The 26,815-nt window shown below is 65.2% G+C and carries 20 protein-coding genes, 2 tRNA genes and 3 rRNA genes; 17 read left to right on the top strand and 8 right to left on the bottom strand.

All coding sequences use genetic code 11. From position 1 onward, the window contains the following. Window positions 1-3 precede the first annotated feature (3 nt). Window positions 4-1,233, bottom strand: a complete 1,230-nt coding sequence (locus AT700_RS22255) for an exonuclease SbcCD subunit D C-terminal domain-containing protein (RefSeq protein ID WP_003120830.1) — start codon at window positions 1,231-1,233, stop codon at window positions 4-6. Window positions 1,234-1,904: 671 nt separating this feature from the next. On the opposite strand from AT700_RS22255, the gene AT700_RS22245 reads away from it, so the two are divergent. The 5 genes from AT700_RS22245 to rrf all read left to right on the top strand — a co-directional run bounded on the left by AT700_RS22245 (window position 1,905) and on the right by rrf (window position 7,064). Then, a 16S ribosomal RNA gene (locus AT700_RS22245) occupies window positions 1,905-3,440 on the top strand. A gap of 64 nt (window positions 3,441-3,504) precedes the next feature. Further along, a tRNA-Ile gene (locus tag AT700_RS22240) sits at window positions 3,505-3,581 on the top strand. Between the two features lie 28 nt (window positions 3,582-3,609). Further along, window positions 3,610-3,685 (top strand) — tRNA-Ala (locus tag AT700_RS22235). A 226-nt stretch (window positions 3,686-3,911) separates the two neighbouring features. Continuing rightward, a 23S ribosomal RNA gene (locus tag AT700_RS22230) occupies window positions 3,912-6,805 on the top strand. Between the two features lie 143 nt (window positions 6,806-6,948). Then, window positions 6,949-7,064: ribosomal RNA gene (gene rrf, locus AT700_RS22225) — 5S ribosomal RNA — on the top strand. Together the 16S, 23S and 5S rRNA genes with 2 tRNA genes alongside form the textbook arrangement of a ribosomal RNA operon. A gap of 354 nt (window positions 7,065-7,418) precedes the next feature. Here the strand turns inward: rrf and dnaE2 are convergent. The 3 genes from dnaE2 to imuA are packed head-to-tail and all read right to left on the bottom strand — an operon-like array spanning window position 7,419 to window position 12,518. Beyond that, window positions 7,419-10,514, bottom strand: coding sequence for an error-prone DNA polymerase (gene dnaE2, locus AT700_RS22220; protein WP_078801574.1), 3,096 nt, complete (start codon window positions 10,512-10,514; stop codon window positions 7,419-7,421). Then, window positions 10,490-11,905 carry a Y-family DNA polymerase gene (locus tag AT700_RS22215; RefSeq protein WP_003120817.1) on the bottom strand — a complete coding sequence of 472 codons (1,416 nt, stop codon included), beginning with the start codon at window positions 11,903-11,905 and terminating at the stop codon, window positions 10,490-10,492. Before AT700_RS22215 ends, dnaE2 begins: the two co-directional genes overlap by 25 nt. Window positions 11,906-11,912: 7 nt before the next feature. Continuing rightward, window positions 11,913-12,518, bottom strand: a complete 606-nt coding sequence (gene imuA / locus AT700_RS22210) for a translesion DNA synthesis-associated protein ImuA (RefSeq protein WP_031639058.1) — start codon at window positions 12,516-12,518, stop codon at window positions 11,913-11,915. A 251-nt stretch (window positions 12,519-12,769) separates the two neighbouring features. Here imuA and pigA point away from each other — a divergent pair, with 251 nt between their 5' ends. Next, complete coding sequence (gene pigA / locus AT700_RS22205) at window positions 12,770-13,366, top strand: biliverdin-producing heme oxygenase PigA (RefSeq protein ID WP_003085321.1); 597 nt, start codon at window positions 12,770-12,772, stop codon at window positions 13,364-13,366. A 117-nt stretch (window positions 13,367-13,483) separates the two neighbouring features. Here pigA and AT700_RS22200 read toward each other — a convergent pair whose 3' ends face one another. Beyond that, the gene (locus tag AT700_RS22200; RefSeq protein WP_003116538.1) at window positions 13,484-13,804 is read right to left on the bottom strand and encodes a hypothetical protein; all 321 of its coding nucleotides are present in this window, start codon (window positions 13,802-13,804) and stop codon (window positions 13,484-13,486) included. 165 nt (window positions 13,805-13,969) lie between these two features. Between AT700_RS22200 and vreA the strand changes: the two genes are divergently transcribed. From vreA to vreR, 3 genes are all read left to right on the top strand, one after another. Further along, the gene (gene vreA, locus AT700_RS22195; protein WP_003120815.1) at window positions 13,970-14,686 is read left to right on the top strand and encodes a TonB-dependent outer membrane receptor VreA; all 717 of its coding nucleotides are present in this window, start codon (window positions 13,970-13,972) and stop codon (window positions 14,684-14,686) included. Further along, entirely contained in the window at window positions 14,683-15,228 is a 546-nt protein-coding gene (gene vreI / locus AT700_RS22190) for an RNA polymerase sigma factor VreI (RefSeq protein ID WP_016253831.1), read from the top strand. Before vreA ends, vreI begins: the two co-directional genes overlap by 4 nt. Window positions 15,229-15,297: 69 nt before the next feature. Beyond that, window positions 15,298-16,257 (top strand): anti-sigma factor VreR, encoded by a 960-nt coding sequence (vreR, locus tag AT700_RS22185; RefSeq protein WP_003106396.1) that lies wholly within the window; start codon window positions 15,298-15,300, stop codon window positions 16,255-16,257. A 9-nt stretch (window positions 16,258-16,266) separates the two neighbouring features. Here vreR and AT700_RS22180 read toward each other — a convergent pair whose 3' ends face one another. Both AT700_RS22180 and gspH read right to left on the bottom strand, forming a co-directional pair. Then, on the bottom strand, window positions 16,267-16,908 hold the full coding sequence (locus AT700_RS22180) for a PulJ/GspJ family protein (protein ID WP_003120814.1): 642 nt from the start codon (window positions 16,906-16,908) through the stop codon (window positions 16,267-16,269). Further along, complete coding sequence (gene gspH / locus AT700_RS22175) at window positions 16,892-17,341, bottom strand: type II secretion system minor pseudopilin GspH (protein ID WP_003106853.1); 450 nt, start codon at window positions 17,339-17,341, stop codon at window positions 16,892-16,894. Before gspH ends, AT700_RS22180 begins: the two co-directional genes overlap by 17 nt. Window positions 17,342-17,487: 146 nt before the next feature. Here gspH and AT700_RS22170 point away from each other — a divergent pair, with 146 nt between their 5' ends. After that, the gene (locus AT700_RS22170; protein WP_003455151.1) at window positions 17,488-17,919 is read left to right on the top strand and encodes a type II secretion system protein N; all 432 of its coding nucleotides are present in this window, start codon (window positions 17,488-17,490) and stop codon (window positions 17,917-17,919) included. Window positions 17,920-17,921: 2 nt separating this feature from the next. Here AT700_RS22170 and gspI read toward each other — a convergent pair whose 3' ends face one another. Next, a complete protein-coding gene (gene gspI, locus AT700_RS22165) occupies window positions 17,922-18,296 on the bottom strand; it encodes a type II secretion system minor pseudopilin GspI (RefSeq protein WP_003455149.1) in 375 nt (124 codons plus the stop codon). Between the two features lie 233 nt (window positions 18,297-18,529). On the opposite strand from gspI, the gene gspG reads away from it, so the two are divergent. The 7 genes from gspG to gspF are packed head-to-tail and all read left to right on the top strand — an operon-like array spanning window position 18,530 to window position 26,768. Then, complete coding sequence (gene gspG / locus AT700_RS22160) at window positions 18,530-18,979, top strand: type II secretion system major pseudopilin GspG (RefSeq protein ID WP_003085349.1); 450 nt, start codon at window positions 18,530-18,532, stop codon at window positions 18,977-18,979. A gap of 7 nt (window positions 18,980-18,986) precedes the next feature. After that, window positions 18,987-19,952 carry a type II secretion system minor pseudopilin GspK gene (gspK, locus tag AT700_RS22155; RefSeq protein ID WP_033975036.1) on the top strand — a complete coding sequence of 322 codons (966 nt, stop codon included), beginning with the start codon at window positions 18,987-18,989 and terminating at the stop codon, window positions 19,950-19,952. Then, the gene (gene gspL / locus AT700_RS22150) at window positions 19,949-21,160 is read left to right on the top strand and encodes a type II secretion system protein GspL (RefSeq protein ID WP_016253830.1); all 1,212 of its coding nucleotides are present in this window, start codon (window positions 19,949-19,951) and stop codon (window positions 21,158-21,160) included. Before gspK ends, gspL begins: the two co-directional genes overlap by 4 nt. Further along, window positions 21,147-21,740, top strand: a complete 594-nt coding sequence (locus AT700_RS22145; RefSeq protein WP_003112724.1) for a type II secretion system protein M — start codon at window positions 21,147-21,149, stop codon at window positions 21,738-21,740. The genes gspL and AT700_RS22145 overlap by 14 nt, the downstream gene beginning before the upstream one ends. Continuing rightward, window positions 21,737-24,148, top strand: coding sequence for a type II secretion system secretin GspD (gene gspD / locus AT700_RS22140; RefSeq protein ID WP_023115013.1), 2,412 nt, complete (start codon window positions 21,737-21,739; stop codon window positions 24,146-24,148). The genes AT700_RS22145 and gspD overlap by 4 nt, the downstream gene beginning before the upstream one ends. After that, window positions 24,145-25,554, top strand: a complete 1,410-nt coding sequence (gene gspE / locus AT700_RS22135; RefSeq protein WP_003120811.1) for a type II secretion system ATPase GspE — start codon at window positions 24,145-24,147, stop codon at window positions 25,552-25,554. The genes gspD and gspE overlap by 4 nt, the downstream gene beginning before the upstream one ends. Beyond that, window positions 25,554-26,768 (top strand): type II secretion system inner membrane protein GspF, encoded by a 1,215-nt coding sequence (gspF, locus tag AT700_RS22130; RefSeq protein ID WP_024928895.1) that lies wholly within the window; start codon window positions 25,554-25,556, stop codon window positions 26,766-26,768. The genes gspE and gspF overlap by 1 nt, the downstream gene beginning before the upstream one ends. Window positions 26,769-26,815: the final 47 nt, after the last annotated feature.

The following is a 26,815-nucleotide window of genomic DNA, read 5'->3' as shown; positions in this document are numbered from 1 at the left end:
GGCTTATTTCCCCGGGGGCTCTTCGGTGGCCAGTTCGACGCTTTGCAGCAGGCTGGCGAAGTCATCCAGCGCCTGCGCATCCGGGCCGGAGCCATAGGCGCTTTCCCAGGCGCGGCTGAACAGTTCCTGGGGGTTGAGTTGGTCGAGCCCGAGCAGCGGCGCCTGCTCTTCGTCGCGGCGCTGGTACTCGCTGGCGATGCGCACCAGACGGCAAGCCTTGCCCAGCAGGGCGCTCTCGACCTGCTGGCGCAGGTCCGGTTGCGGCTGATCCAGCATGACGCGGACCTCCAGCCAGGGCCGCTGTTCGTTCAGCAGGTCGGCCTCGGCCAGTTCGCCGATTCGATCGAGCACCTCGCCAAGAGGCGCGGGGCCGATGCGCAACAGTTCCACCGCGCGTGGCACCGGGAGACTCTGTACATCCTTCAGGCGCTCACCTTCCAGGGTGACGAGGAGGACCTGGTGGCGATAGTTCACTTCGGCGAAGGACAGCGGCAGCGGCGAGCCGCTATAGCGAATGCGCTCCTGTCCGGCGACTTTCTGTGGCTTGTGCAGATGACCGAGGGCTACGTAGGCGATCTGCTCCGGAAACAGGCTGGCGGGCAGCGCTTCGACGTTGCCGATGATCAGGTTTCGCTCGGAGTCTTCGGAAACCGAGCCGCCGGCCATGTGTGCGTGGCTGACGGCGACCAGTGCCTGTCCCGGCGTGCGACGGACGTGCGCGGCGGCAACCAGGCGTTCGTGCACCTGGCGGATACCGGCCAGGTAATCGTCGCCGAGCCCGCCTCCGGTGACTTCGGCGGGACGCAGGAAGGGCAGGGCCAGGCACCAGGCGGCGACCTGGCCATCCGCGTCGTGCAGGGGCAGAAGCAGGCGATCGCTATCGAGGCTTTCGTCTATCCAGCCGATCCGGCCGATGGCATGGGCGTTCAGTCGTTTCATCAGCGGAGCGGGCAGTTCGATGCGCGCGCCGGAGTCGTGGTTGCCTGCGATCATCACGATCTCCAGCCGCGGCAGCCGCCGATGGGCGCTGACGATGAAGTCGTAGAGGCGCTCCTGGGCTTTGAGCGGTGGATTGATCGTGTCGAAGATATCGCCCGCGATCAGCAGGACATCGGCGCGCTGCTCTTCCAGCTGGCGCAGCAGCCAGTCGAGGAAGCGCGCATGCTCATGATCGCGGTCCTGGCCGTGCAGGGTCTGGCCCAGGTGCCAGTCGGAGGTATGTATGAGGCGCATGGAACACTCGTCGAAAGCGGCGGAGCCGTGGCTCGCATTCCTTATATGAGGCAACAGAAGGAGAGGGCGGGGCAAGCCAGCCTATAAAGGAGGAATGGGGCGTCCTCTGGGCTTCCTGACCTTTGGGTTGAAAAGTTTCAAATAAGTGTTGACGCCAGTTTCTATCTCCCTATAATGCGCACCACTCCCGGCGACGATGAAGAGTAAATGCTTGAAAATCAAGGATTTACGGATTCTCCTCCGGGGGTGGTGAAGCGCTCCGGCAGGTTGTTCGCCGCAGCGGTTCGGTCCCGGAAGGGGTTCGAAACGAAGCTTCACCGAGGTGCTTGACAGCGAATTTGAACGCTGTAGAATGCGCCTCCCGCTGATCGGAAGATGGTTTGAAGGTCGGCGCAAGCGGTTGAGTAGAAAAGAAAATTTTCGAAAATAACGCTTGACGGAACGAGAGGTTGCTGTAGAATGCGCGGCCTCGGTTGAGACGAAAGCCTTGACCAACTGCTCTTTAACAGGTCGAATCAAGCAATTCGTGTGGGTGCTTGTGATGTAAGACTGGTGATCGCAAGATTATCAGCAACGCAAGTAACACTCGTGAATTCGAGAGTTTTATCTCTTTTTAAGAGAATGCGATTGCTGAGCCAAGTTTAGGGTTTTCTCAAAACCCAAGCAGTATTGAACTGAAGAGTTTGATCATGGCTCAGATTGAACGCTGGCGGCAGGCCTAACACATGCAAGTCGAGCGGATGAAGGGAGCTTGCTCCTGGATTCAGCGGCGGACGGGTGAGTAATGCCTAGGAATCTGCCTGGTAGTGGGGGATAACGTCCGGAAACGGGCGCTAATACCGCATACGTCCTGAGGGAGAAAGTGGGGGATCTTCGGACCTCACGCTATCAGATGAGCCTAGGTCGGATTAGCTAGTTGGTGGGGTAAAGGCCTACCAAGGCGACGATCCGTAACTGGTCTGAGAGGATGATCAGTCACACTGGAACTGAGACACGGTCCAGACTCCTACGGGAGGCAGCAGTGGGGAATATTGGACAATGGGCGAAAGCCTGATCCAGCCATGCCGCGTGTGTGAAGAAGGTCTTCGGATTGTAAAGCACTTTAAGTTGGGAGGAAGGGCAGTAAGTTAATACCTTGCTGTTTTGACGTTACCAACAGAATAAGCACCGGCTAACTTCGTGCCAGCAGCCGCGGTAATACGAAGGGTGCAAGCGTTAATCGGAATTACTGGGCGTAAAGCGCGCGTAGGTGGTTCAGCAAGTTGGATGTGAAATCCCCGGGCTCAACCTGGGAACTGCATCCAAAACTACTGAGCTAGAGTACGGTAGAGGGTGGTGGAATTTCCTGTGTAGCGGTGAAATGCGTAGATATAGGAAGGAACACCAGTGGCGAAGGCGACCACCTGGACTGATACTGACACTGAGGTGCGAAAGCGTGGGGAGCAAACAGGATTAGATACCCTGGTAGTCCACGCCGTAAACGATGTCGACTAGCCGTTGGGATCCTTGAGATCTTAGTGGCGCAGCTAACGCGATAAGTCGACCGCCTGGGGAGTACGGCCGCAAGGTTAAAACTCAAATGAATTGACGGGGGCCCGCACAAGCGGTGGAGCATGTGGTTTAATTCGAAGCAACGCGAAGAACCTTACCTGGCCTTGACATGCTGAGAACTTTCCAGAGATGGATTGGTGCCTTCGGGAACTCAGACACAGGTGCTGCATGGCTGTCGTCAGCTCGTGTCGTGAGATGTTGGGTTAAGTCCCGTAACGAGCGCAACCCTTGTCCTTAGTTACCAGCACCTCGGGTGGGCACTCTAAGGAGACTGCCGGTGACAAACCGGAGGAAGGTGGGGATGACGTCAAGTCATCATGGCCCTTACGGCCAGGGCTACACACGTGCTACAATGGTCGGTACAAAGGGTTGCCAAGCCGCGAGGTGGAGCTAATCCCATAAAACCGATCGTAGTCCGGATCGCAGTCTGCAACTCGACTGCGTGAAGTCGGAATCGCTAGTAATCGTGAATCAGAATGTCACGGTGAATACGTTCCCGGGCCTTGTACACACCGCCCGTCACACCATGGGAGTGGGTTGCTCCAGAAGTAGCTAGTCTAACCGCAAGGGGGACGGTTACCACGGAGTGATTCATGACTGGGGTGAAGTCGTAACAAGGTAGCCGTAGGGGAACCTGCGGCTGGATCACCTCCTTAATCGAAGATCTCAGCTTCTTCATAAGCTCCCACACGAATTGCTTGATTCACTGGTTAGACGATTGGGTCTGTAGCTCAGTTGGTTAGAGCGCACCCCTGATAAGGGTGAGGTCGGCAGTTCGAATCTGCCCAGACCCACCAATTGTTGGTGTGCTGCGTGATCCGATACGGGGCCATAGCTCAGCTGGGAGAGCGCCTGCTTTGCACGCAGGAGGTCAGGAGTTCGATCCTCCTTGGCTCCACCATCTAAAACAATCGTCGAAAGCTCAGAAATGAATGTTCGTAGATGAACATTGATTTCTGGTCTTTGCACCAGAACTGTTCTTTAAAAATTCGGGTATGTGATAGAAGTAAGACTGAATGATCTCTTTCACTGGTGATCATTCAAGTCAAGGTAAAATTTGCGAGTTCAAGCGCGAATTTTCGGCGAATGTCGTCTTCACAGTATAACCAGATTGCTTGGGGTTATATGGTCAAGTGAAGAAGCGCATACGGTGGATGCCTTGGCAGTCAGAGGCGATGAAAGACGTGGTAGCCTGCGAAAAGCTTCGGGGAGTCGGCAAACAGACTTTGATCCGGAGATCTCTGAATGGGGGAACCCACCTAGGATAACCTAGGTATCTTGTACTGAATCCATAGGTGCAAGAGGCGAACCAGGGGAACTGAAACATCTAAGTACCCTGAGGAAAAGAAATCAACCGAGATTCCCTTAGTAGTGGCGAGCGAACGGGGATTAGCCCTTAAGCTTCATTGATTTTAGCGGAACGCTCTGGAAAGTGCGGCCATAGTGGGTGATAGCCCCGTACGCGAAAGGATCTTTGAAGTGAAATCGAGTAGGACGGAGCACGAGAAACTTTGTCTGAACATGGGGGGACCATCCTCCAAGGCTAAATACTACTGACTGACCGATAGTGAACCAGTACCGTGAGGGAAAGGCGAAAAGAACCCCGGAGAGGGGAGTGAAATAGAACCTGAAACCGTATGCGTACAAGCAGTGGGAGCCTACTTGTTAGGTGACTGCGTACCTTTTGTATAATGGGTCAGCGACTTATATTCAGTGGCAAGCTTAACCGTATAGGGTAGGCGTAGCGAAAGCGAGTCTTAATTAGGGCGTTTAGTCGGCTGGGTATAGACCCGAAACCGGGCGATCTATCCATGAGCAGGTTGAAGGTTAGGTAACACTGACTGGAGGACCGGAACCCACTCCCGTTGAAAAGGTAGGGGATGACTTGTGGATCGGAGTGAAAGGCTAATCAAGCTCGGAGATAGCTGGTTCTCCTCGAAAGCTATTTAGGTAGCGCCTCATGTATCACTCTGGGGGGTAGAGCACTGTTTCGGCTAGGGGGTCATCCCGACTTACCAAACCGATGCAAACTCCGAATACCCAGAAGTGCCGAGCATGGGAGACACACGGCGGGTGCTAACGTCCGTCGTGAAAAGGGAAACAACCCAGACCGCCAGCTAAGGTCCCAAAGTTGTGGTTAAGTGGTAAACGATGTGGGAAGGCTTAGACAGCTAGGAGGTTGGCTTAGAAGCAGCCATCCTTTAAAGAAAGCGTAATAGCTCACTAGTCGAGTCGGCCTGCGCGGAAGATGTAACGGGGCTCAAACCACACACCGAAGCTGCGGGTGTCACGTAAGTGACGCGGTAGAGGAGCGTTCTGTAAGCCTGTGAAGGTGAGTTGAGAAGCTTGCTGGAGGTATCAGAAGTGCGAATGCTGACATGAGTAACGACAATGGGTGTGAAAAACACCCACGCCGAAAGACCAAGGGTTCCTGCGCAACGTTAATCGACGCAGGGTTAGTCGGTTCCTAAGGCGAGGCTGAAAAGCGTAGTCGATGGGAAACAGGTTAATATTCCTGTACTTCTGGTTACTGCGATGGAGGGACGGAGAAGGCTAGGCCAGCTTGGCGTTGGTTGTCCAAGTTTAAGGTGGTAGGCTGAAATCTTAGGTAAATCCGGGGTTTCAAGGCCGAGAGCTGATGACGAGTCGTCTTTTAGATGACGAAGTGGTTGATGCCATGCTTCCAAGAAAAGCTTCTAAGCTTCAGGTAACCAGGAACCGTACCCCAAACCGACACAGGTGGTCGGGTAGAGAATACCAAGGCGCTTGAGAGAACTCGGGTGAAGGAACTAGGCAAAATGGCACCGTAACTTCGGGAGAAGGTGCGCCGGCTAGGGTGAAGGATTTACTCCGTAAGCTCTGGCTGGTCGAAGATACCAGGCCGCTGCGACTGTTTATTAAAAACACAGCACTCTGCAAACACGAAAGTGGACGTATAGGGTGTGACGCCTGCCCGGTGCCGGAAGGTTAATTGATGGGGTTAGCGCAAGCGAAGCTCTTGATCGAAGCCCCGGTAAACGGCGGCCGTAACTATAACGGTCCTAAGGTAGCGAAATTCCTTGTCGGGTAAGTTCCGACCTGCACGAATGGCGTAACGATGGCGGCGCTGTCTCCACCCGAGACTCAGTGAAATTGAAATCGCTGTGAAGATGCAGTGTATCCGCGGCTAGACGGAAAGACCCCGTGAACCTTTACTGTAGCTTTGCACTGGACTTTGAGCCTGCTTGTGTAGGATAGGTGGGAGGCTTTGAAGCGTGGACGCCAGTTCGCGTGGAGCCATCCTTGAAATACCACCCTGGCATGCTTGAGGTTCTAACTCTGGTCCGTGATCCGGATCGAGGACAGTGTATGGTGGGCAGTTTGACTGGGGCGGTCTCCTCCTAAAGAGTAACGGAGGAGTACGAAGGTGCGCTCAGACCGGTCGGAAATCGGTCGCAGAGTATAAAGGCAAAAGCGCGCTTGACTGCGAGACAGACACGTCGAGCAGGTACGAAAGTAGGTCTTAGTGATCCGGTGGTTCTGTATGGAAGGGCCATCGCTCAACGGATAAAAGGTACTCCGGGGATAACAGGCTGATACCGCCCAAGAGTTCATATCGACGGCGGTGTTTGGCACCTCGATGTCGGCTCATCACATCCTGGGGCTGAAGCCGGTCCCAAGGGTATGGCTGTTCGCCATTTAAAGTGGTACGCGAGCTGGGTTTAGAACGTCGTGAGACAGTTCGGTCCCTATCTGCCGTGGACGTTTGAGATTTGAGAGGGGCTGCTCCTAGTACGAGAGGACCGGAGTGGACGAACCTCTGGTGTTCCGGTTGTCACGCCAGTGGCATTGCCGGGTAGCTATGTTCGGAAAAGATAACCGCTGAAAGCATCTAAGCGGGAAACTTGCCTCAAGATGAGATCTCACTGGGAACTTGATTCCCCTGAAGGGCCGTCGAAGACTACGACGTTGATAGGCTGGGTGTGTAAGCGTTGTGAGGCGTTGAGCTAACCAGTACTAATTGCCCGTGAGGCTTGACCATATAACACCCAAACAATCTGACGATTGTGTGTTGTAAGGTGAAGTCGACGAACCGAAAGTTCGCATGAACCGCAAACACCTTGAAATCACATACCTGAATCCGGATAGACGTAAGCCCAAGCGAACGGATATCCAACCGAATTGCTTGACGATCATAGAGCGTTGGAACCACCTGATCCCTTCCCGAACTCAGAAGTGAAACGACGCATCGCCGATGGTAGTGTGGGGTTTCCCCATGTGAGAGTAGGTCATCGTCAAGCTCCTATCCCAAAACCCCTGGTCAGCGATGACCGGGGGTTTTGCTTTTGCGCGCGGAAAAAGGCGTGCTTCCTGTTCACCTTGCCGAAACCCTCCTGGCATGTCCTCTTTCGCGTCTAGCGTAGCGAGAGTCCGGGCGGATCCGCATGGCGCTGGCGTTCTTGCGTTCGCCGTACCTATCCCGATCCGCGAGTTAGGGCCTCGCTTCGAGGAGAAAGACGAAAGGTGGCTTCCGATGAAGGGAATCGCTTGATTTACTGTATGAATAAACAGTATCTTGAGCGCTCCCCCCTTCGTGGCCATCCCTGTTGGCCATCCCAAGGCAGCTCGTCTCTCGAGCTGCCTTTTTCTTTGTCTCAATGGAAATCCCGGCTGCGGACGTCCAGGCCGGTGAGTAGAGGGGTCAGGTCATGCAGGCGCCCGGCGATGACGTGGCGCACCTCGCCGGAGGACTCCAGGATGCCCTCCACCTGTAGCAGCCGGGACTCGAGGAATGGCCGCCTCTGCCGTTCGGCAAGGTCGTGTCGGACCACCACGTTGACCATGCCGAACTCGTCTTCCAGGGTGATGAAGGTGATGCCGCTGGCGGTCTGTGGGCGCTGCCGGCCGACCACCAGGCCGGCGACCCGTATCGGTCGCCCATGTCCCAGTTTCGCCAGTTCGCGGGAGTCGCGGCAGCGGCGGGCCTTGAGCTGTCCACGCAAGAGTTTCAGCGGATGCGGGCCGAGGGTGGTGCCGAGGAGAGCGTAATCGCTCAGCAGTTCCTCGCCGCGCGAAGGCAGTGGCAGGCTGACCGTGCTCTCTTCGATGACGGTCCCTTCGGCGAACAGCGGCAATTGCGGCTCGACGCTGGCGACGGCCCAGCGCGCCTTGTGCCGGTGTCCGGCGAGACCGCGCAGGGCGCCGGCATCGGCCAGCAACTCCAGGGCCCGGGCGTCGAGCCTGGCGCGTCGGCTGAGATCGTGCACGTCGAGGAACGGCTCGGCCTCCCGGACCTGCTCGATACGCCTGGCATCCTCCTCGCGAAAGCCTCGGATCATCCGCAGGCCAAGGCGTATGGCCGGTTGCGCCTGGCCAAACGACTCCAGGCTGCAATCCCAACCGCTGTGGCGGACATCCACCGGGCGTGTCTGCAGGGCGTGACGGCGGGCGTCCTGGAGCAACTGGTCGGGGCTGTAGAAGCCCATCGGCCAACTGTTGATCAAGGCGCAGGCGAAGGCCGCCGGCTCGTGACGTTTCAACCAACTGCTGGCGTAGGTGAGCAGGGCGAAGCTGGCGGCGTGGGATTCAGGGAAACCGTAGCTGCCGAAGCCTTTGATCTGCTCGAAGATGCGCGCTGCGAAGTCGGCCTCGTAGCCGTTGGCGAGCATGCCTCGGGTCAGCCGCTCGCGGTGGTGTTCCAGGCCGCCATGACGCTTCCAGGCGGCCATCGAGCGACGCAGTTCGTCCGCCTCGCCCGGTGTGTAGTCGGCGGCGACGATCGCCAGTTCCATGACCTGTTCCTGGAACAACGGGACGCCCAGGGTTCGTTCGAAGACTTCCTCCAGTTCGGCTGACGGATAGGCCACCGGCTCTTCTCCGTTTCGCCGGCGCAGGTAAGGATGCACCATGTCGCCCTGGATCGGCCCTGGGCGGACGATGGCGACCTGGATCACCAGGTCGTAGAACTTCTGCGGGCGCAGGCGTGGCAGCATGGCCATCTGGGCGCGCGACTCGATCTGGAACACGCCGATGGTATCGGCGCGGCTGATCATTTCGTAGGTAGCCGGGTCTTCGCTCGGGATACTGGCGATGCTCAACCGCTTGCCGCCGCGCAGCGCGTGGATCAGGTCGAAGCTGCGGCGCAGGGCGCTGAGCATGCCCAGGGCGAGGACGTCGACCTTGAGCAGGCCGACCGCGTCGAGATCGTCCTTGTCCCACTGGATCACCGTGCGTTCGGCCATGCTGGCATTCTCCACCGGGACCAGGGTGTCCAATGGCTGCTCGGAGATGACGAAGCCGCCGGGGTGCTGCGAGAGGTGGCGCGGAAAACCGATCAACTCGCCGGTCAGGGCCAGCACCCGGCGCAGGATCGGACTCTGCGGATCGAAGCCGGCCTCTTCCAGGCGTTCGGCGCTGGGGGCCTGGTCGCTCCAGCGGCCGCAGCAGTTGGCCAGGACGTCGACCTGCTCGGGCGGCAGACCCAGGGCCTTGGCTACGTCGCGCACCGCGCCGGCGCCGTGGTAGGTGCTGACCACCGCGGTCAGCGCCGCGCGCTGGCGTCCGTAGCGTGTGAAAACGTACTGGATGACCTCCTCGCGGCGCTCGTGTTCGAAATCCACGTCGATGTCCGGTGGTTCGTTGCGCTCGCGGGAAAGGAAGCGCTCGAACAGCAGGTTGGTCCGGTCCGGGTCCAGCTCGGTGATGCCGAGGGCGAAGCACACTGCCGAATTGGCCGCCGAGCCGCGGCCCTGGCAAAGGATTTCCCGGCCCCGGGCGAAGGCGACGATGTCCTGCACGGTGAGGAAATAGCTTTCATAGCCCAGTTCGGCGATCAGCTCGAGTTCTCTCTCGATCTGCTTGCGGACCTTGGCGCTCGCGCCGTTCGGCCAGCGCCTGGCGATGCCCTGTTCGGTGAGATGGCGGAGCCATGACGCCGGGTCGTGTCCGGCCGGTACCAATTCGCGTGGGTACTGGTATTTCAGCTGTTCCAGATCGAACCGGCAGCGTTCGGCGATCTTCAGGGTTTCCGCCAGCAGGGCTTGCGGGTAGATCCCCTGCAGGGCCTCCAGGGTACGCAGGTGGCGTTCCCCGTTGGGGAAGAGATAGGCGCCGGCCTCGCTGACCGGCAGATGGTTGCGGATCGCTGTCATGCAGTCCTGCAGGGCTCGCCTGCCGCGGGCGTGCATGTGGACGTCGCCGCAGGCCACGGGCGGTAGCCGGAGATGCGAGGCGAGCGCGAGCAGTTTGTCCAGGCGGGCATCGTCATCGGCGCCGCGATGCAACTCGACGCCCAGCCAAAGGCGCTGGGGGAAGCGTTCGCGGAGCCAGGCAGCCTGCTCGTCCCCATGGTCGTTCGGCAACCAGATCGCCAACAGGCCGGCGAGCGGCTGTTGCAGATCTTCGCGCAGCAGCCGGTAGTGGCCCTTGTCGGCTTGTCGCCGGCCGCGGGTGATGAGGCGACAGAGGTTCTGGTAGCCCTCCAGGTCCTCCGCCAGGAGGACCAGCTTGGGCCCCTGTTCGAGGCGGATTTCGCTGCCGATGATCAGTTGTACCTGATGCTCCCGCGCCGCCTGCCAGGCCCGCACGATACCGGCCAGGCTGCATTCGTCGGTGATCGCCAGGGCCCGATAGCCCAGGCGTGCTGCACGGGCGAAGAGTTCCGCGGCGCTGGAGGCGCCGCGCTGGAAACTGAAGTTGGACAGGCAATGCAGTTCGGCGTAGGCGCTCATGCGAACCAGCCATGCAGCCACAGCGGCCCTTCGCTGCCGACCTCGCGATAGACCCAGGCACGTTGTCCGCTGCGGGTTTCCACCAGGTAATAGTCGCGGCGGATGTCTTCGCCATCCCACCAGCCCGACTCGATCCGCTCCGGGCCGGCCAGCACGGTGGGCAAGGCCTCGCCGAGGGGGCGTGGCTCCGCCAGCAGCCAGCCGGGGCGGAGGCCGCAGGCTGCCGGCGATTGCGCCCTGTCGCAGCTGTGCGGCCGCCAGCTTCGCTCCGGACGGTGTTCGGCGACGGCGCTCAGGCCCTGTACCGCCTCGTCGCCCAGCCGCGCGCGCAGGCGTTCCCGCAACTGTTCCCAGCCGAGATACTGCTGTGGGCGCTCGTCGAACAGTTCGCGGTGCTGCGGCGTGAAAGGAGGCAGCTCGCGGGCCTCCAGGCGCACGGCATGCACGGGGGCGGGCAGTTGCAGCTGTTCGAGACGGCCGCGGGTCAGTTCGAAGAGCATCGCCGCCTCGCGTTCGGCGCTGAGCAGGCCGACCGTGACCTGGCTGTCGGCGCGCCCGTGATGCTCTAGATGCAGGGTGAAGCGCTGCACGCCGCTGTCGCGTCCGGCGAGAAAGGCGGCGAGATCGGCGCTCAGCCGTCGCAGGGGGAAGAGCAGGGCCTGGTGCGATTCCACGTCGAAATTGAGTTCGATGCGCAGGTCGAAGGTGTCCGGCGGCCGGTAGTGCTCCAGCGCCAGCGGGCTGCGGCCGCAGAGGCGGTCGATGTGCAACAGCAGTTCGGCCGGGAAGCGACGGGCCAGGGCGGCGCGCGGCAACTCGAGGACCTGGCGCAGATGGCGCAGTCCCATGCGTCCGAGGGCGACGGCCAGCTCCCGCGAGAGTCCCAGGCGGTCCAGCGGAAGGGCGGACAACTGGCGTTGCAGCGCTGTCTCGTCCTCGATGGCCAGGCCGTCGTGGCTGTTCGCCAGGACCCTCGCCGCCACCGGGTTCGGCGCCAGGCACAGGCGATGGCGGAAGCCCAGCGCCGTGAGTTCCTTGCGCAAGCGGGCCTCGAAGCGTGGCCAGGGGCCGAACAGGGCAAGGCTGGACTGCACTTCCAGCAGCAGCGCGCGCGGATAGTGCAGGCTGACCTGCGAGCTGAAACCGTAGGCCCAGGCGGCGAGGAAGGCCTGCCAGCGCTCCACGGCGGCGAGGTCGTATTCCGCCGTGGCGAAGTCCCGGCTCAGGGCCTGGGCGGCGATCAGCGATTGACCGGGCTTCAGGCCGAGCGCGCGTGCCGCTGGGTTGACCGCCTGCAACTGCCGGCGCTGCGCTGGGCCGCCGAGCAGCGCCAGCGGTGCGTCGGGATTGTTCCGTTGACGCAGCGCGCTGTCCATGGCCAGTTGCGGCAGGAGAATGCAAGCCCAGAGCATGGCCGCCTCATTGCCAGGCGCTGGCTGGCAGGGCGGTCGCCGGCGCGAGGCCGCCCCGGCACTTGAGGATGCGCAGGCGTGGGGGGCGGGTTTCGATGCACAGGCGTAGCGCTGCCGGCGAAGGGTTGACCGCTTCGCGCAGGGGACGATAGGCGAAACCCAGGGCCTGGCCGCTTTCGGCGGCGACCTGGAGGCGGCGCAGGGCGCGGTCGTCGGCCTGCTGCGGCCAGCACAGCACAGCGGCGCAACTGCCCGAGCGCAGGCACTGTTCGGCAGCCCACAAGGCGTCGCGTCCGCTGGCCTGCAAGAGGACCAGGTGGCGCAGGTCGACCGCGGCGGCCAGCCAGGCCTGCGGATAAGGTACGTAAGGTGCGCCGACCAGGACGACGCGACGTTGCGCCTGGGTCAGGCGAGCGAGGGTCGGCATCAGTAGTTGCAGTTCGCCGACACCGTCGCGGGCATGGAGGATTTCGCTCAGGGCATGCTCCGGCCAACCGCCGCCGGGCAGCAGTGCGTCCAGGTGCACATGCCCGGTAGGCTGGGAAGCACCGGCCGGTATAGCGGACTGGCCTTTCCAGATCCTACGTGCGTCGAGCAGCGCACTCAGCGCTATGCCATTGCCTCGTCCGGCGACGGCTGCGGGTGGGGTGATGTCGGCTACGGATGAAAGGGAGGCCAAGGAAATAACTCGAATGCTGTATGTAAATACAGTATTTGCTGTAGTCCTTTTCTGGTCAATGGCAGTCGGTCGGCATCCTTTCATGTGACATTGAGATTCAATAACGAATATAATTGAGAATCGTTATTGATCCTGGGCATGCTATGTCGGCCCAGTGCGTTCCGTCCCTCGAAAGGAATTCCCCTATGGATACCCTGGCCCCTGAATCCACTCGGCAAAACCTGCGTTCGCAACGCCTCAACCTGCTGACCAACGAGCCGCACCAGCGCCTGGAGAGCCTGGTGAAGAGCAAGGAACCCTTCGCCAGCCGGGACAATTTCGCCCGCTTCGTCGCCGCCCAGTACCTCTTCCAGCATGACCTGGAGCCGCTTTATCGCAACGAAGCGCTGGCCCGCCTGTTCCCCGGCCTGGCTTCCCGCGCCCGCGACGACGCCGCTCGTGCAGACCTGGCGGACCTCGGCCATCCGGTGCCGGAGGGCGACCAGAGCGTGCGCGAGGCCGACCTGAGCCTGGCCGAGGCACTGGGCTGGCTGTTCGTTTCCGAAGGTTCGAAGCTGGGCGCTGCGTTCCTGTTCAAAAAAGCCGCCGCGCTCGAACTCGACGAGAACTTCGGCGCCCGCCATCTGGCCGAGCCGGAAGGCGGCCGCGCGCAAGGCTGGAAGAGCTTCGTGGCGATCCTCGACGGCATCGAGCTGAACGAGGAGGAAGAGCGCCTGGCCGCCAAGGGCGCCAGCGATGCCTTCAATCGTTTCGGCGACCTGCTGGAGCGTACCTTCGCCTGAGGGGCGTTCCTTGTCCTTTGATCGGCGGCCAACCTCGCCGACGACGATTGCCCCGGCCTGGTTGCCGGGGTTTTTTGTCTTGCGCCGCCGGCCAGGAGCGCGGACCTGCGGAGGCCCTTAGCGAGGCGGCCGCTGCGCTTCCACTGAGTTGCCGAACGAGGTGCCCAGGCGAATGCGCGTCGCCGATTGGTTGTACAGGCCGAGCTGGTTTGGCGGACGCCGGACGATGGCGGCGGAATCCAGCTCCTGTTCGCGGCGGGCCCTGGCCGCGCTGTCAGGATCGGCCATCTGCTGGCTCAGGCATTCATAGGACAAAGCCTGGTAGCCGTTGACCTCGGTGTTGATGCAGTTCGCCGGCGGCGTCGGCTCGTCGGCCAGGGTGGCGTTCATGGCCAGGCCCAGGATCAGGGCCGGCAGAACCTGCGATGAACGGTGCATGGCGATTCTCCCGCGCTGGGATGGTGGTTTCCCGCTTATACGGCAATCGGTGAAAACATGTCACCGCAGGTACCGTCACACCACAGTCACACAGTGCCATCAGGATGTCCCTCCTGGGTGATGGCCATCTGGCCTGAACCGGGTAGTTCGGACTGGAATCCGTTGATGTCGATCCTCGGGGTGGCAAGGTCGTGCGCAGTGTCGTTGCTCGGTCTCGGCATGCTGCTGCCGGCGTCCGGCGCCGTGCCGGGCGATGGCGGCAGGCCGCCGTTGCGCCTGGCGGTGCACGCGTTCGATATTCCTCCGCAGAGCCTGGCATCGGCGCTGGTGACCTACAGCGGGGTGACGGGAATGGCGGTTCTGGTGGATGGCGAACTGGCCCGTGGACGGCGCTCGGCCCGCTTGCAGGGGCGCTTCACCGCCAGCGACGCCCTGACCCGACTGCTCGGCGGAACCGGCCTGATGGCGCGCTACACCAGCCAGGAAGCGTTCACCCTGCTGCCGGCGCAGGCCGTCAGGAACGCTGCGCCGCTGCCGGCAGAGATGCCGAAGGTCGAGCAGCCGCTGGATCGGCGCTACGCGGGAGCGGTCCAGGCGGCGCTGGAAGAACAGTTGTGCCGCTCGCCGCGCACTCGTCCGGGTACCTATCGCGCGGTGCTGCAACTCTGGATCGGTCGCTTCGGCGAGGTTCGCCACAGTCGCCTGCTCGGTTCGACCGGCGACCCGCAGCGGGACAGCGCCCTGGTGGAAAGCCTGCGCGGCGTGCGGGTGATGCAGGCGACGCCCGCTACGCTGGCCCAGCCGCTGACCATCCTGTTGCTGCCGAAGACGACGGGCAAGGCCATGGAATGCAAGCTGACGGAGGGAGTGGGAGGGTCATGAGCGATTCGCGGCAAAGCGCGATGGTGAAGCTGTTCCTCGCCTCCTACGACGACTTCAAGGCGCGCCTGAAACGGCGCCTGGGCTCCGAGGACCTGGCGTGCGACGTGCTGCACGAAACCTACCTGAGAGTCGACCGGCTGGATGATGCCCTGGAGGTCAAGAAGCCCCAGGCCTACCTGTTCCGTATTGCCCTGAACATTGCCGCCGACCGCCGCGAGGGCGACGCCCGCCTGCTCACCGGGGAGGAGGTGGCGGAGCTGTTGCAGGTGGCCGACGAAGGCCTCGACCCGGAGCGCATCGTCGGCGGTCACGCCGAGATCCGTCGCCTGCTGGAGGCGCTTTGCGAACTGCCGGCGCGGCGTCGGCAGATTCTCATCGCCTCGCGCCTGGAAGAGATGCCGCATGCGGAAATCTCCCGTCGCTTCGGCATTTCCACCCGCACCGTGGAGAAGGAACTCAAGGCCGCCCTGTGGTTCTGCGCGGAGCGCCTGGAAAGAAAAGTCATCCAGAGGTTCGGTCCCGGGGCCGGAAAACCGTCATAAGCATAAGCAGGTGGAAAACCGCCGCCATATCCATCCCATGAGCCATTCCGGTGTCCGTACAGCACAGTCATGACAGCCTCAGACTCCGCCGCCGATGAAACCGGCGACCTTCGCCACGAAGCGCACGCCTGGGTGATCAGCCTGACCTCCGGACGCGTCACCCAGGGCGACGCGCGGGCCTTCCGCCAGTGGTGTGCGCGCAGCCCGCAACACCTGCGAGCGTTCGTCGAGGCGCGCGATCTCTGGCAGGCACTCGGCAGTGCCGCCGCTCTGCCGCTGGAGCCGCCGGCCGTGGCGCAGATCGCGCCGAGGCGTTTCGGTCGTCGCTGGTTCGTCGGCGGTGCGCTGGCCGCCTCGGTGGCGTTGTTCGTCTTGCGCCCGTCGCTGCTCGACCATGGCCTGGGCGGCGCCGACTACGTCACGGCGGTCGGCGAGCAACGCCAGGTGCAGGTGAGCGGCGAGACGCGGATCGAGATGAACACCCGCACCCGCCTGAACGTGCGGCGCAATCAAGAGCAGCAGGAAACCATCGAACTGCTCGGCGGCGAGGCCGAGATCATCGCCAGCCACCCGCCGCAGAGCAGCCTGCGGGTGATGGCCGGGAGCGCCTGGCTGAGCGCCAGCCGGGCCCGCTTCAACGTGCGCAGCAGCGGTGACGTCTGCGTGGTGACCTGCCTGGAGGGCAGCGTGCGGCTCGAACACCTCGGCCAGCGCCTGGACCTCCAGGCCGGCCAGCAGCTGACCTTCGACGAGCGACGCAACGGTCCGCCGGTGCCTTTCGACGTTGCCGAGGTGATGGCCTGGCGCGAGCGCATGCTGGTGTTCAACGACGTACCGTTGGCCACGGTGATCGACGAAATCAACCGCTACCGTCCCGGCATGCTCCTGCTGCTGGACAAGGCCCTTGGCCGACGCCGGGTCCAGGCCCGTTTCAGCCTCGATCAACTGGCCGACGTGGCGACCCTGATCCGCGATGCCTATGGCATCGAGGTCACCCGCCTGCCGGGCGGGGTGGTGCTGCTCGGCTGAGCCACCGCTTCATTGCAGGGCCACCACCCGTCGATAGCGCTCCACGCCGTTGCGGGTGACCCGCGCCAGGCTGATCTCCAGTCCGCTGGCGCGGACTTTGCTGCGTGCCGGCAGGCGCGTCCAGCCCTTTCCCGGCACCCAGGCACGGATCTCGAACCGACTCACGTCGTCCAGCACAGCCACCCGCTCCGCCAGCGGCGGCAACGGCAGGCGGTCGCCGCTGGGCGAGGCGGCGCGATAGAGGACCTTGCCCTGTCGCCACCAGCGCACGCGCTGCAGCGGCGCGCCTGGCTCGGTACTGGCGCGGACGATGTCCAGGCGCAATGGGATCTCGCTCAGGCGCTTCAGTGCGAGTCCGGGCGGCAGGCTGTCGCCGGCCCGGATCGGCTCGTCGCCGCTGGGCAGGCCGGTCTCCTCCCGGATGGCGCTGTGCAGGGCGATGTCGCGCTCCAGTTGGTTCAGCGCGCGCAGTAGCGCGGCGCCCTGCTCGGTGCTGTCCTCCAGGTGCGCGCTGGCCCGGGCGATGCTGTCCAGGCCGCGCCAGGCCATCAGGCTGACGATGGCCATGAGCATGATCGCGACCATCACCTCGATCAGGGTGAAGCCGGCTTGCCGGCGCCGCGTCGTCGCGCGTTCAGCGTACCCGGACATGGCCGTTCGCCTCGCGCAGCACGGTGACGCTGTGTTGGCCGTCGGAGAGCGTTATCCGCAACGGCGCGCCGATCCATTCGGCGTCCAGCAACACCGGTCGCGGCGGGCGCACGCTGACCCGCAGCGGCGCGGCCTGCCAGTCGCGCGCGCGCAATTCGGTGTCGGCGGCGAAGGCGTCGGTCTTGCCGCGATAGGCCTGCGGGCTGAAGCGATAGCCCTTGGCGCTGGGCTGCCAGAGGATCGGCGTACCGCGTACCCGCGCTTCGCCCTGGGCTATTTCCAGCAACCGCGCCAGGCGCGCGGCATCCTGGCGCAGCAGGCCCGTCGGGTCGGGGCGGGCGCTCAGGCTGATGGCCGCCGTGGCGATGCCGACGATTACCAGCACCACCATCAGTTCGATCAGGGTGAAACCGCCTTGCCGGGGTCGCCTCACCGGATGCCGCTCCGCGAAGAGAGAGGTTTCCAGAGTGCCCGACGAAGATGATCGGCGTGTGAAACATAACGGAGAGAATTCCGCGCTAGGCTGGTGCCGGGGCGCCGTTCGTGGCGCCCGTCGCCCAGACGCCAGGAGAGCCCGCCATGCCGGCCATGCCCCGTATCGATCCGCCCCGCCTGGTCCAGTTCGCCGCCGTGCTGGCGATCCTCGCCGGCCTGCTGTTCTGGGGCTATCTGTTGCTGGCGCCGATTCCCGGCGTGGTCCAGGCCGAGGTCGCCGATGTTCCGCCGCCCAGCGGCGAGGGCGCCGCTCAACGCTGGTTCGCGACGCCTTCCAGTGAGGTCGAGGTGCAACTGGCGGGATTGATCAGCGGTGGTCCCGCGGCGATCGCCATCCTCTCGGTGAACGGCGCGCCGGCCCAGGCCTATCGCGAGGGCGAGGTCCTGGCACGTGCGGCGAAGGTGCGGCGGATAGAGGCCGACGCGGTACTCATCGAGCAGAACGGCGAGGTTCGCCGGGTGGCCATGCAGCGGCTCGCCGAACCGCCGCCGCTGGATACCCTCAAGCGCGGTTGAGATCACCGGGAGCGGCTCAGCAGGGTGTTCAGGCGCGCCAGCGGCACCGCCTGTTCGCGCTGCGTGCGCACACGGATTTCCACCCACAGTAGCGCGGGGTCGTCGGTGGCCTCGACGCGTTGTTCGCAGTACAACCGCAGGCGGCCCTGGGAGCATTCGAAATCACTGTTTCCCGGAGCCGTGCCGACGCCCAGGCGTAGCTCGGCGAGCCGGCTCTCCGCTGCCAGCAGGGCCAGCGACTTGTCGCGCAACAGACCATTGCCGTCGGTCATCAGGCCCACCGCGCGGATCGCCGCGGCCAGGGCGATGGCGACGATGGCCAGCGCGACCAGCACTTCGATCAGGGTGAAACCGCGGGAAGACAGGCGCGTGGACATCGCGGAAAGGTCGGCGAAAGGGGACTTCCAGGCTAGCCGGGAAATCTGACCGATCCCTGACAAAAGCTCGGGAGGGCGCCCCCGCGAGCCATCCCCGGCGCCTGCCGGAAAGCCCGGCTCCAGGGCCTTGCGGGCGCCTCCGGAAGAGCGGCGCACCCGAGGATTTTCAATATCGTTGACATATCTTCCTGAAACAATCCGCGGCGAATCGAACCATGCCGAGGAGTGTCGAGATGGATGTCGTGCAGTTCAGCTCCAGCCCGAAAGGACATCGGGGACAGCGGGGCTTCACCCTGATCGAGATCATGGTGGTGGTGGTGATCCTCGGCATCCTCGCCGCGATGGTGGTGCCCAAGGTGCTCGACCGTCCCGACCAGGCCCGCGCCACCGCGGCGCGCCAGGACATCTCCGGGCTGATGCAGGCGCTCAAGCTCTACCGCCTCGACCAGGGCCGCTATCCGAGCCAGGCGCAGGGCTTGAAGGTGCTCGCGGAGCGCCCTGCCGATGCCTCGGCGAGCAACTGGCGCTCGTACCTGGAGCGCCTGCCCAACGATCCCTGGGGCAAGCCCTACCAGTACCTGAATCCCGGCGTGAACGGCGAGATCGACGTGTTCTCCCTCGGCGCCGACGGGCAGCCGGGCGGCGAGGGCATCAACGCCGACATCGGCTCCTGGCAGCTCTGAGCGCGCCATGAACGGTCATCGCCAGCGCGGCATGGCGATCATCAGCGCGCTGCTGATCGTCACCGTGGTCGCGGTCATAGCCGCCGGCCTGATCGCCCGCCAGAGCGCATTCATCCGCGCCCTGGAAAGCGAGCAGCTACGCATCCAGGCCGGCTGGATGCTGCGCGGCGGCCTGGAATGGAGCCGCCAATTGCTGCTCGAGGACAGCCGCCGCGACCCGCTGACCCGCCTTGACCAGCGCTGGGCGCAACCGATGCGTGGCTTGCGTCTGAGCAGCGCCGAATTGCCGTTCAACGGCCAACTGGAAGACGAGCAGGGCAAGTTCAACCTGCGCAACCTGTTGGTCGACCAGCGCCCCGATCTCCAGGAGCAAGCGAACTTCGAACGCCTCGCCGGTCTGCTCGGCGTGCGCCCGAAGGAGGCGCGGCTGATCGTCGAGCGGGTACTCGCCTCCTATGCACGGCTGCCCGCCGAAGCGCCGCCGGCCGAGACGCAACCCGCAGGCTTCGACAGCGGCCGCGAGACTTCGCCGGGCGCCGTGTTGCGTGCGCTTCCGGCGCGCATGCCGGCGCTCAGGCGTCTCGACGACCTGGCGCGGCTGGGCATTCCGCCGGCGACCCTGGAACGCCTGCGACCCTACGTCACCATCCTGCCCGAAACCACCTGGATCAACGGCAACACCGCGCGCGCCGAAGTGCTCGCCGCCTGTGTCCCCGGCCTCGGGCTGGACCAGGCGCGGCGGGTGCTCGGCGAGCGCGACCGGGGCCGCTGGTTCCTCAATCGCGGCGACTTCGTCAACCGCCTGAACATGCCGCAATTGCAGGCGCAGTCGGTGAAGGTCGGGATCACCAGCGACTGGTTCCTGCTCACCGCCTATGCCCGGCGCGACCGGCAAGAGGTGCGCCTGCAAGCCCTGGTGCAGCGCAAGGCCGGTGAAAGCACGGCGGTCAACTGGATGAGGGTGGGCTCATGAAGGCCGCCTGGCGTTGCCTGCTGCCGCCGCTGAGCGAGTTCGCCGAGGCGGCGCCGCTGCATTGTTTGCGCCTGGATGCGCGCGGCGCGGTGCAGGAACGAATCGAGGTCTCGCTCGCGGAACTGGCGCGGCGGCGCCAGGGGTTGCCGGTGGCGCTGTTCCTGCATCCGCGCGATTGCCGCCTGGTCAGTCTCGAACTGCCGGCGCTGCCTGCGGCGAAGCTTGCCGCCGCGGTGAACTGTGCGGCCGAGGCGCTGGTCCTCGGCGATCCGGCGCAGCTACGCCTGGCCCACGGCCCGCGCGGCGCCGACGGGCGCCTGACCTTGGGGTGGCTGGAGGCGTCGGCGCTGGCCTCGCTGGAGCAGGCCGTACAGCGGCTGCGGCTCGACGTGCGGGAGGTGCAGGCCGCGCCGTTCCTCCTGCCGTTGCGCGATGACGCTTGGGTGGCCGGCGAGTGGGACGGCCATCTGCTGTTGCGCCGCTCGCTGAGCGACGCTGTGGTCCATCCCTTGCCGGAGCAGGGCCTCGCTGAGGTCCCGCAGGAGTTGCGGCTGTTCTGGCTGGGCGAGCGACCGGCGTGGCGCTCCGCAGCCCTGGAGCGGGCCGAGGCGCTGGACGAAGCGCTGCGCTGGAGCGGGCCCGCCAGTCCGTGGGGATTGGCGCTGAAAGCGCCGGCGACGAGCGCCGGCAACGGCACCTGGAAGATGCCCCTGTTCTGCGCTGCCCTGGCCTTGCTGGTGTGGGTCGCCGGTCTGAACCTGTACGCCGGGCAACTGGCCGAGCAGGGCCAGTCCTTGCAACGGCAGAGCAGTCAACGCGTGCAGCAGGCCTTCCCGGAACTGCCGGTGGTGCTCGATCCGCTGCGCCAGGCTCGCGAGCGACGCGACGCCTATCTGGCCGGCAAGGCCGATGGCGATGCCGCACCGGGACTGGCCGCGCTGCTGCATGGCGCCGGCGAGGCGATGCCGTTCCTCGCCGGGCGCCTGCAACGACTGGACTACCACGCCGGCGAACTGGACCTGGAGCTGCTGCCGGGACCGCCAGGCGGCGATGCCGCTGCCTGGCAGGGCGAGTTGGGCAAGCACGGGTTGCAGGCCGATGCCTCCGACAAGGGCTGGCAGGTGCGCGCCATGGAAGCGCCGCCAGCGCCGGCCGCTGGCGCGGCAGACAGTGGCACTGCCGAGGCGGCTGCCGATGAAGATGAATAAGCGCCTGGCGGGCCTGCTGAATACTCCGGCGCAGCGCTGGAGTCCCCTGCTGCTGCGATTGCAGGCCTACTGGCGGCAACTGGCGCCGCGCGAGCGCAAGATTCTCGCCGGCGGTGGCCTGGCGCTATGCCTGGCGCTGACCTGGCAAGTGTTCGTCGATCCGCCGCTGGCGCGGATCGAGCATTGGCAAGCCGAACTGCCGCGCCTGCGTGCGCAGGCTGCGGCGGTGGACGGCGTGTTGCGTGAGGTCGAGGCGTTGCGCGGTCCGACCCTGAGCGGTACGGCGGACGCCGAGGCGATCCGTCGCAGCCTGCGCGATCAGGGACTCGACGGTTTCCAACTGGACGCCCCGCAACCGGGCCAATGGCAACTGGACTTCGCCAGCGTGTCCGGCGAGGCCTTGCTGCGCTGGCTGGCGCGCAGCCCGGCAGCGTTGCGCCTGAGCGTCAGCGAGGCGCAGGTGACGCGTCTCGACGCTCCTTCCGAGGAGCGCTCCGGCTCTTCGAACGAGCTGTCCGGCGGGCTGGTGTCCGCCTCGATCCATTTGCAGTCGACTTCCGCTCCCAAGGATTCCCCATGAGGCAATCAGCTTTCCACCATGCCCGGCGTCGTTGGCCTGTACTGGGCGTGGCGCTGGGCGCGCTGCTGGTCGCGGCGTGTAGCGAGACGCCGAAGGTCCCCGGCGTGCCCCCGGCCGACGAGGAAGTCGGTCGGCCGCTGAGCAGTGTCCGCTCCGGTGCGCCGTTGCGCAGCGCCGACGTCCGCGAGCGGCCCCAGGCCGAGCAGGCCCGCCGCGCGCTGAGTGCCGGACGCGGCGTGGCGCGCTCCGGTGGCGTGGCTCCGGTCTCAGCGACAGCGGCCGAACTCGGCGAGCAGCCGGTCAGCCTGAATTTCGTCGATACCGAGGTGGAAGCGGTGGTGCGCGCGCTGTCGCGCGCCACCGGCCGGCAGTTCCTGGTCGACCCGCGGGTGAAGGGCAAGCTGACCCTGGTTTCCGAAGGCCAGGTGCCGGCGCGCACCGCCTACCGCATGCTCACCAGCGCCCTGCGCATGCAGGGCTTCAGCGTGGTCGACGTCGACGGGGTCAGCCAGGTGGTGCCGGAGGCCGACGCCAAGCTGCTCGGCGGGCCGGTCTACGGCGCCGACCGGCCGGCGGCCAACGGCATGGTCACGCGGACCTTCCGCCTGCGCTACGAGAACGCGGTGAACCTGATCCCGGTACTGCGCCCGATCGTCGCGCAGAACAACCCGATCAATGCCTATCCGGGGAACAACACCGTGGTGGTCACCGACTACGCGGAAAACCTCGACCGGGTCGCCGGGATCATCGCCAGCATCGACATCCCCAGCGCCAGCGACACCGACGTGGTACCGATCCAGAACGGCATCGCGGTGGACATCGCCAGCACCGTCTCCGAACTGCTCGACAGCCAGGGCAGCGGCGGCGCCGAGCAGGGCCAGAAGACCGTGGTGCTCGCCGACCCACGCTCCAACAGCATCGTGATCCGCTCGCCGAGCCCAGAGCGCACGCAATTGGCGCGCGACCTGATCGGCAAGCTGGACAGCGTGCAAAGCAATCCCGGCAACCTCCATGTGGTCTACTTGCGCAACGCCCAGGCGACCCGCCTGGCCCAGGCCCTGCGCGGGCTGATCACCGGCGACAGCGGCGGCGAGGGCAACGAGGGCGACCAGCAGCGCGCGCGCCTGAGCGGCGGCGGCATGCTCGGTGGCGGCAATAGCGGTACTGGTAGCCAGGGCCTGGGGAGCAGCGGCAATACCACGGGCAGCGGTTCCAGCGGGTTGGGCGGCAGCAACCGCAGCGGCGGCGCCTATGGTGCGATGGGCAGCGGCCAGGGCGGCGCCGGACCCGGTGCGATGGGCGAGGAGAACTCGGCGTTCTCCGCCGGCGGGGTCACCGTACAGGCCGACGCCACCACCAACACCCTGCTGATTTCCGCACCCGAGCCGTTGTACCGCAACCTCCGCGAAGTCATCGACCTGCTCGACCAGCGCCGCGCCCAGGTGGTGATCGAAAGCCTGATCGTCGAGGTCAGCGAAGACGACTCCAGCGAGTTCGGCATCCAGTGGCAGGCCGGCAACCTCGGCGGCAACGGCGTGTTCGGCGGGGTCAACTTCGGCCAGTCGGCGCTGAACACGGCCGGCAAGAACACCATCGACGTGTTGCCCAAGGGGCTCAACATCGGCCTGGTGGATGGCACCGTGGACATCCCCGGGATCGGCAAGATCCTCGACCTCAAGGTGCTCGCCCGGGCGCTGAAGAGCCGCGGCGGCACCAACGTCCTGTCGACCCCGAACCTGCTGACCCTGGACAACGAGTCGGCGAGCATCATGGTCGGCCAGACCATACCCTTCGTCAGCGGCCAGTACGTCACCGACGGCGGCGGTACCAGCAACAACCCGTTCCAGACCATCCAGCGCGAGGACGTCGGCCTGAAGCTGAACATCCGTCCGCAGATCTCCGAGGGAGGAACGGTCAAGCTCGACGTCTACCAGGAGGTCAGCAGCGTCGACGAGCGCGCCAGCACCGCCGCCGGGGTGGTCACCAACAAGCGCGCGATCGATACCAGCATCCTCCTCGACGACGGCCAGATCATGGTCCTCGGCGGCCTGTTGCAGGACAACGTGCAGGACAACACCGACGGTGTTCCCGGACTCTCCAGCCTCCCCGGCGTCGGTTCGCTGTTCCGCTACCAGAAGCGCTCGCGGACCAAGACCAACCTGATGGTCTTCCTGCGTCCCTACATCGTCCGCGACGCCGCCGCCGGCCGCAGCATCACCCTCAACCGCTACGACTTCATCCGCCGCGCCCAGCAGCGCGTGCAGCCGCGCCACGACTGGAGCGTCGGCGACATGCAGGCTCCGGTGCTGCCGCCGACGCAGCAGGGCATCCCGCAGGCCGCCTACGACTTGCGCCCGAGCCCGCGGCCGCTGCGCGCGGTACCGCTGGGCGAGGCGGCGCCGCTATGAGCCTGCTGCCCTACGCCTGGGCCAAGGCGCAGCGCGCCTTGCTGCGGCCGGGCGAGCATGGCGCGACCCTGCTGGTCAGCCCGCGCACGCCCGGCTGGGCGATCAGCGAGGTGCGCCAGCGGCATGCGCTGGCCAGCCTGGAGAGCGTCCGCGACGACGAACTCGACACCCTGCTGGCCAGCGCCTACTCCGATACCGGCAGCGCCGCGGCGGTGGTCGGCGCGGCGGAGAGCGAGGTCGACCTCGACCGCCTGATGGACGATATCCCCGAGGTTACCGACCTGCTCGACACCCAGGATGGCGCGCCAGTGATCCGCATGATCAACGCGCTGCTGACCCAGGCTGCGCGCGATGAGGCCAGCGACATCCACATCGAGCCCTTCGAGACCCATTCGGTGGTGCGCTATCGCGTCGACGGCGCCCTGCGCGACGTGGTCGCGCCGCGCAAGGCGCTGCACGCGGCGCTGGTGTCGCGGATCAAGATCATGGCGCAGCTGGATATCGCCGAGAAACGCCTGCCCCAGGACGGCCGCATCGCCTTGCGGGTAGCCGGGCGGCCGATCGACATTCGCGTCTCCACCGTGCCCACCGGCCACGGCGAACGGGTGGTGATGCGCCTGCTGGACAAGCAGGCCGGACGCCTGAGGCTGGAGACCCTGGGCATGGCTCCCGGCGTGCTGGCGCCGCTGGACAACCTGATCCGCCAGCCGCACGGCATCGTGCTGGTCACCGGGCCCACCGGCAGCGGCAAGACCACCACCCTCTACGCCGCCCTGGCGCGGCTCGACGCCAGCACCAGCAACATCCTCACCGTCGAGGACCCGGTGGAGTACGACCTGCCGGGGATCAGCCAGATCCAGGTCAACGCGCGCATCGACATGACCTTCGCCGTAGCCCTGCGGGCGATCCTCCGGCAGGACCCGGACATCATCATGATCGGCGAGATCCGCGACCTGGAGACCGCGCAGATCGCCGTGCAGGCTTCGCTCACCGGGCACCTGGTGCTGGCCACGCTGCACACCAACGACGCGGTGTCGGCGGTGACGCGGCTGGTGGACATGGGGGTCGAGCCGTTCCTGCTCGCCTCGTCGATGCTTGGCGTACTCGCCCAGCGCCTGGTGCGGCGCCTGTGCACGCATTGCCGGGTCGAAGAGGACGGCGGCTGGCGCGCGGTCGGCTGCCCGGCTTGCAACCAGACCGGCTACAGCGGGCGCACCGGCATCCACGAACTGTTTGTGATCGACGACGAGATCCGCCGCCTGGTCCACCAGGGCCGCGCCGAGCAGGATCTCCGCGAAGCCGCCCGCGCGGCTGGCATGCGCAGCATGCGCGAGGACGGCGAGCGCTGGATCGCCAGCGGCTCCACCACCCTGGAGGAAATCCTCCGCGTGACCCGGGACGCCTGATGCAGACCTTCCGTTACGAAGCCGCCGACGCTCAGGGCCGGATCGAGACCGGCACCCTGGAGGCGGACAGCCAGCGTGGCGCCCTCGGCCAACTGCGCGCCCGCGGCCTGACCCCGCTGGAGGTCCGCGAGCAGGCTGGCGGCGGGACCGGGCAAGGGGCGGGCGCGCTGTTCGCCCCGCGCCTGTCCGACGGCGACCTGGCCTGGGCCACCCGCCAGCTGGCCAGCCTGCTGGCCGCCAGCCTGCCGCTGGAGGCGGCGCTGAGCGCCACCCTCGACCAGGCCGAGCGCAAGCACATCGCCCAGACCCTGAGCGCCGTGCGCAGCGACGTGCGCGGCGGCATGCGCCTGGCCGACGCCCTTGCCGCACGGCCGCGGGACTTCCCGGAAATCTACCGGGCGCTGGTGGCTGCGGGCGAGGAGTCCGGCGACCTGGCCCAGGTGATGGAGCGCCTGGCCGACTACATCGAGGAACGCAACGCCCTGCGCGGCAAGATCCTCACCGCGTTCATCTACCCGGCGGTGGTCGGCGTGGTCTCCATCGGCATCGTCATTTTCCTCCTCGGCTACGTGGTGCCGCAGGTGGTCAGCGCCTTCTCCCAGGCGCGCCAGGACCTGCCGGCGCTGACCCGGGCGATGCTCCAGGCCAGCGACTTCGTGCGCGCCTGGGGCTGGCTCTGCGCCGGCGCCATCGGTAGCGCTTACTGGGGCTGGCGCTTGTACCTGCGCGACCCGCAGGCGCGGCTCGGCTGGCACCGGCGAGTGCTGCGCCTGCCTCTGCTCGGTCGCTTCGTGCTCGGGGTGAATACCGCGCGCTTCGCCTCCACCCTGGCGATCCTCGGCAGCGCCGGCGTACCGCTGCTGCGCGCGCTCGATGCGGCGCGCCAGACGCTGGCCAACGACTGCCTCGCGCAGGCGGTGGAGGTGGCCACCGCGCAGGTTCGCGAAGGTGTCTCGCTGGCCTCGGCGCTGCGCACGCGGCAGGTGTTCCCGCCGATCCTCACCCACCTGATCGCCAGCGGCGAGAAGACCGGTGCGCTGCCGCCGATGCTCGACCGCGCGGCGCAGACCCTGTCGCGCGACATCGAGCGCCGCGCCATGGGCATGACCGCGTTGCTCGAGCCGCTGATGATCGTGGTCATGGGCGGGGTGGTGCTGACCATCGTGATGGCGGTGCTGATGCCGATCATCGAGATGAACCAACTGGTCCAGTAGTCCGTACCTGAACAAGCCCTTCCCGTGCTGGGCGATTAACCGCTCGC

It is taken from the genome of Pseudomonas aeruginosa (assembly GCF_001457615.1).
Lineage (GTDB): Bacteria > Pseudomonadota > Gammaproteobacteria > Pseudomonadales > Pseudomonadaceae > Pseudomonas > Pseudomonas aeruginosa.
This window is presented reverse-complemented; position numbering and strand designations above follow the sequence as displayed.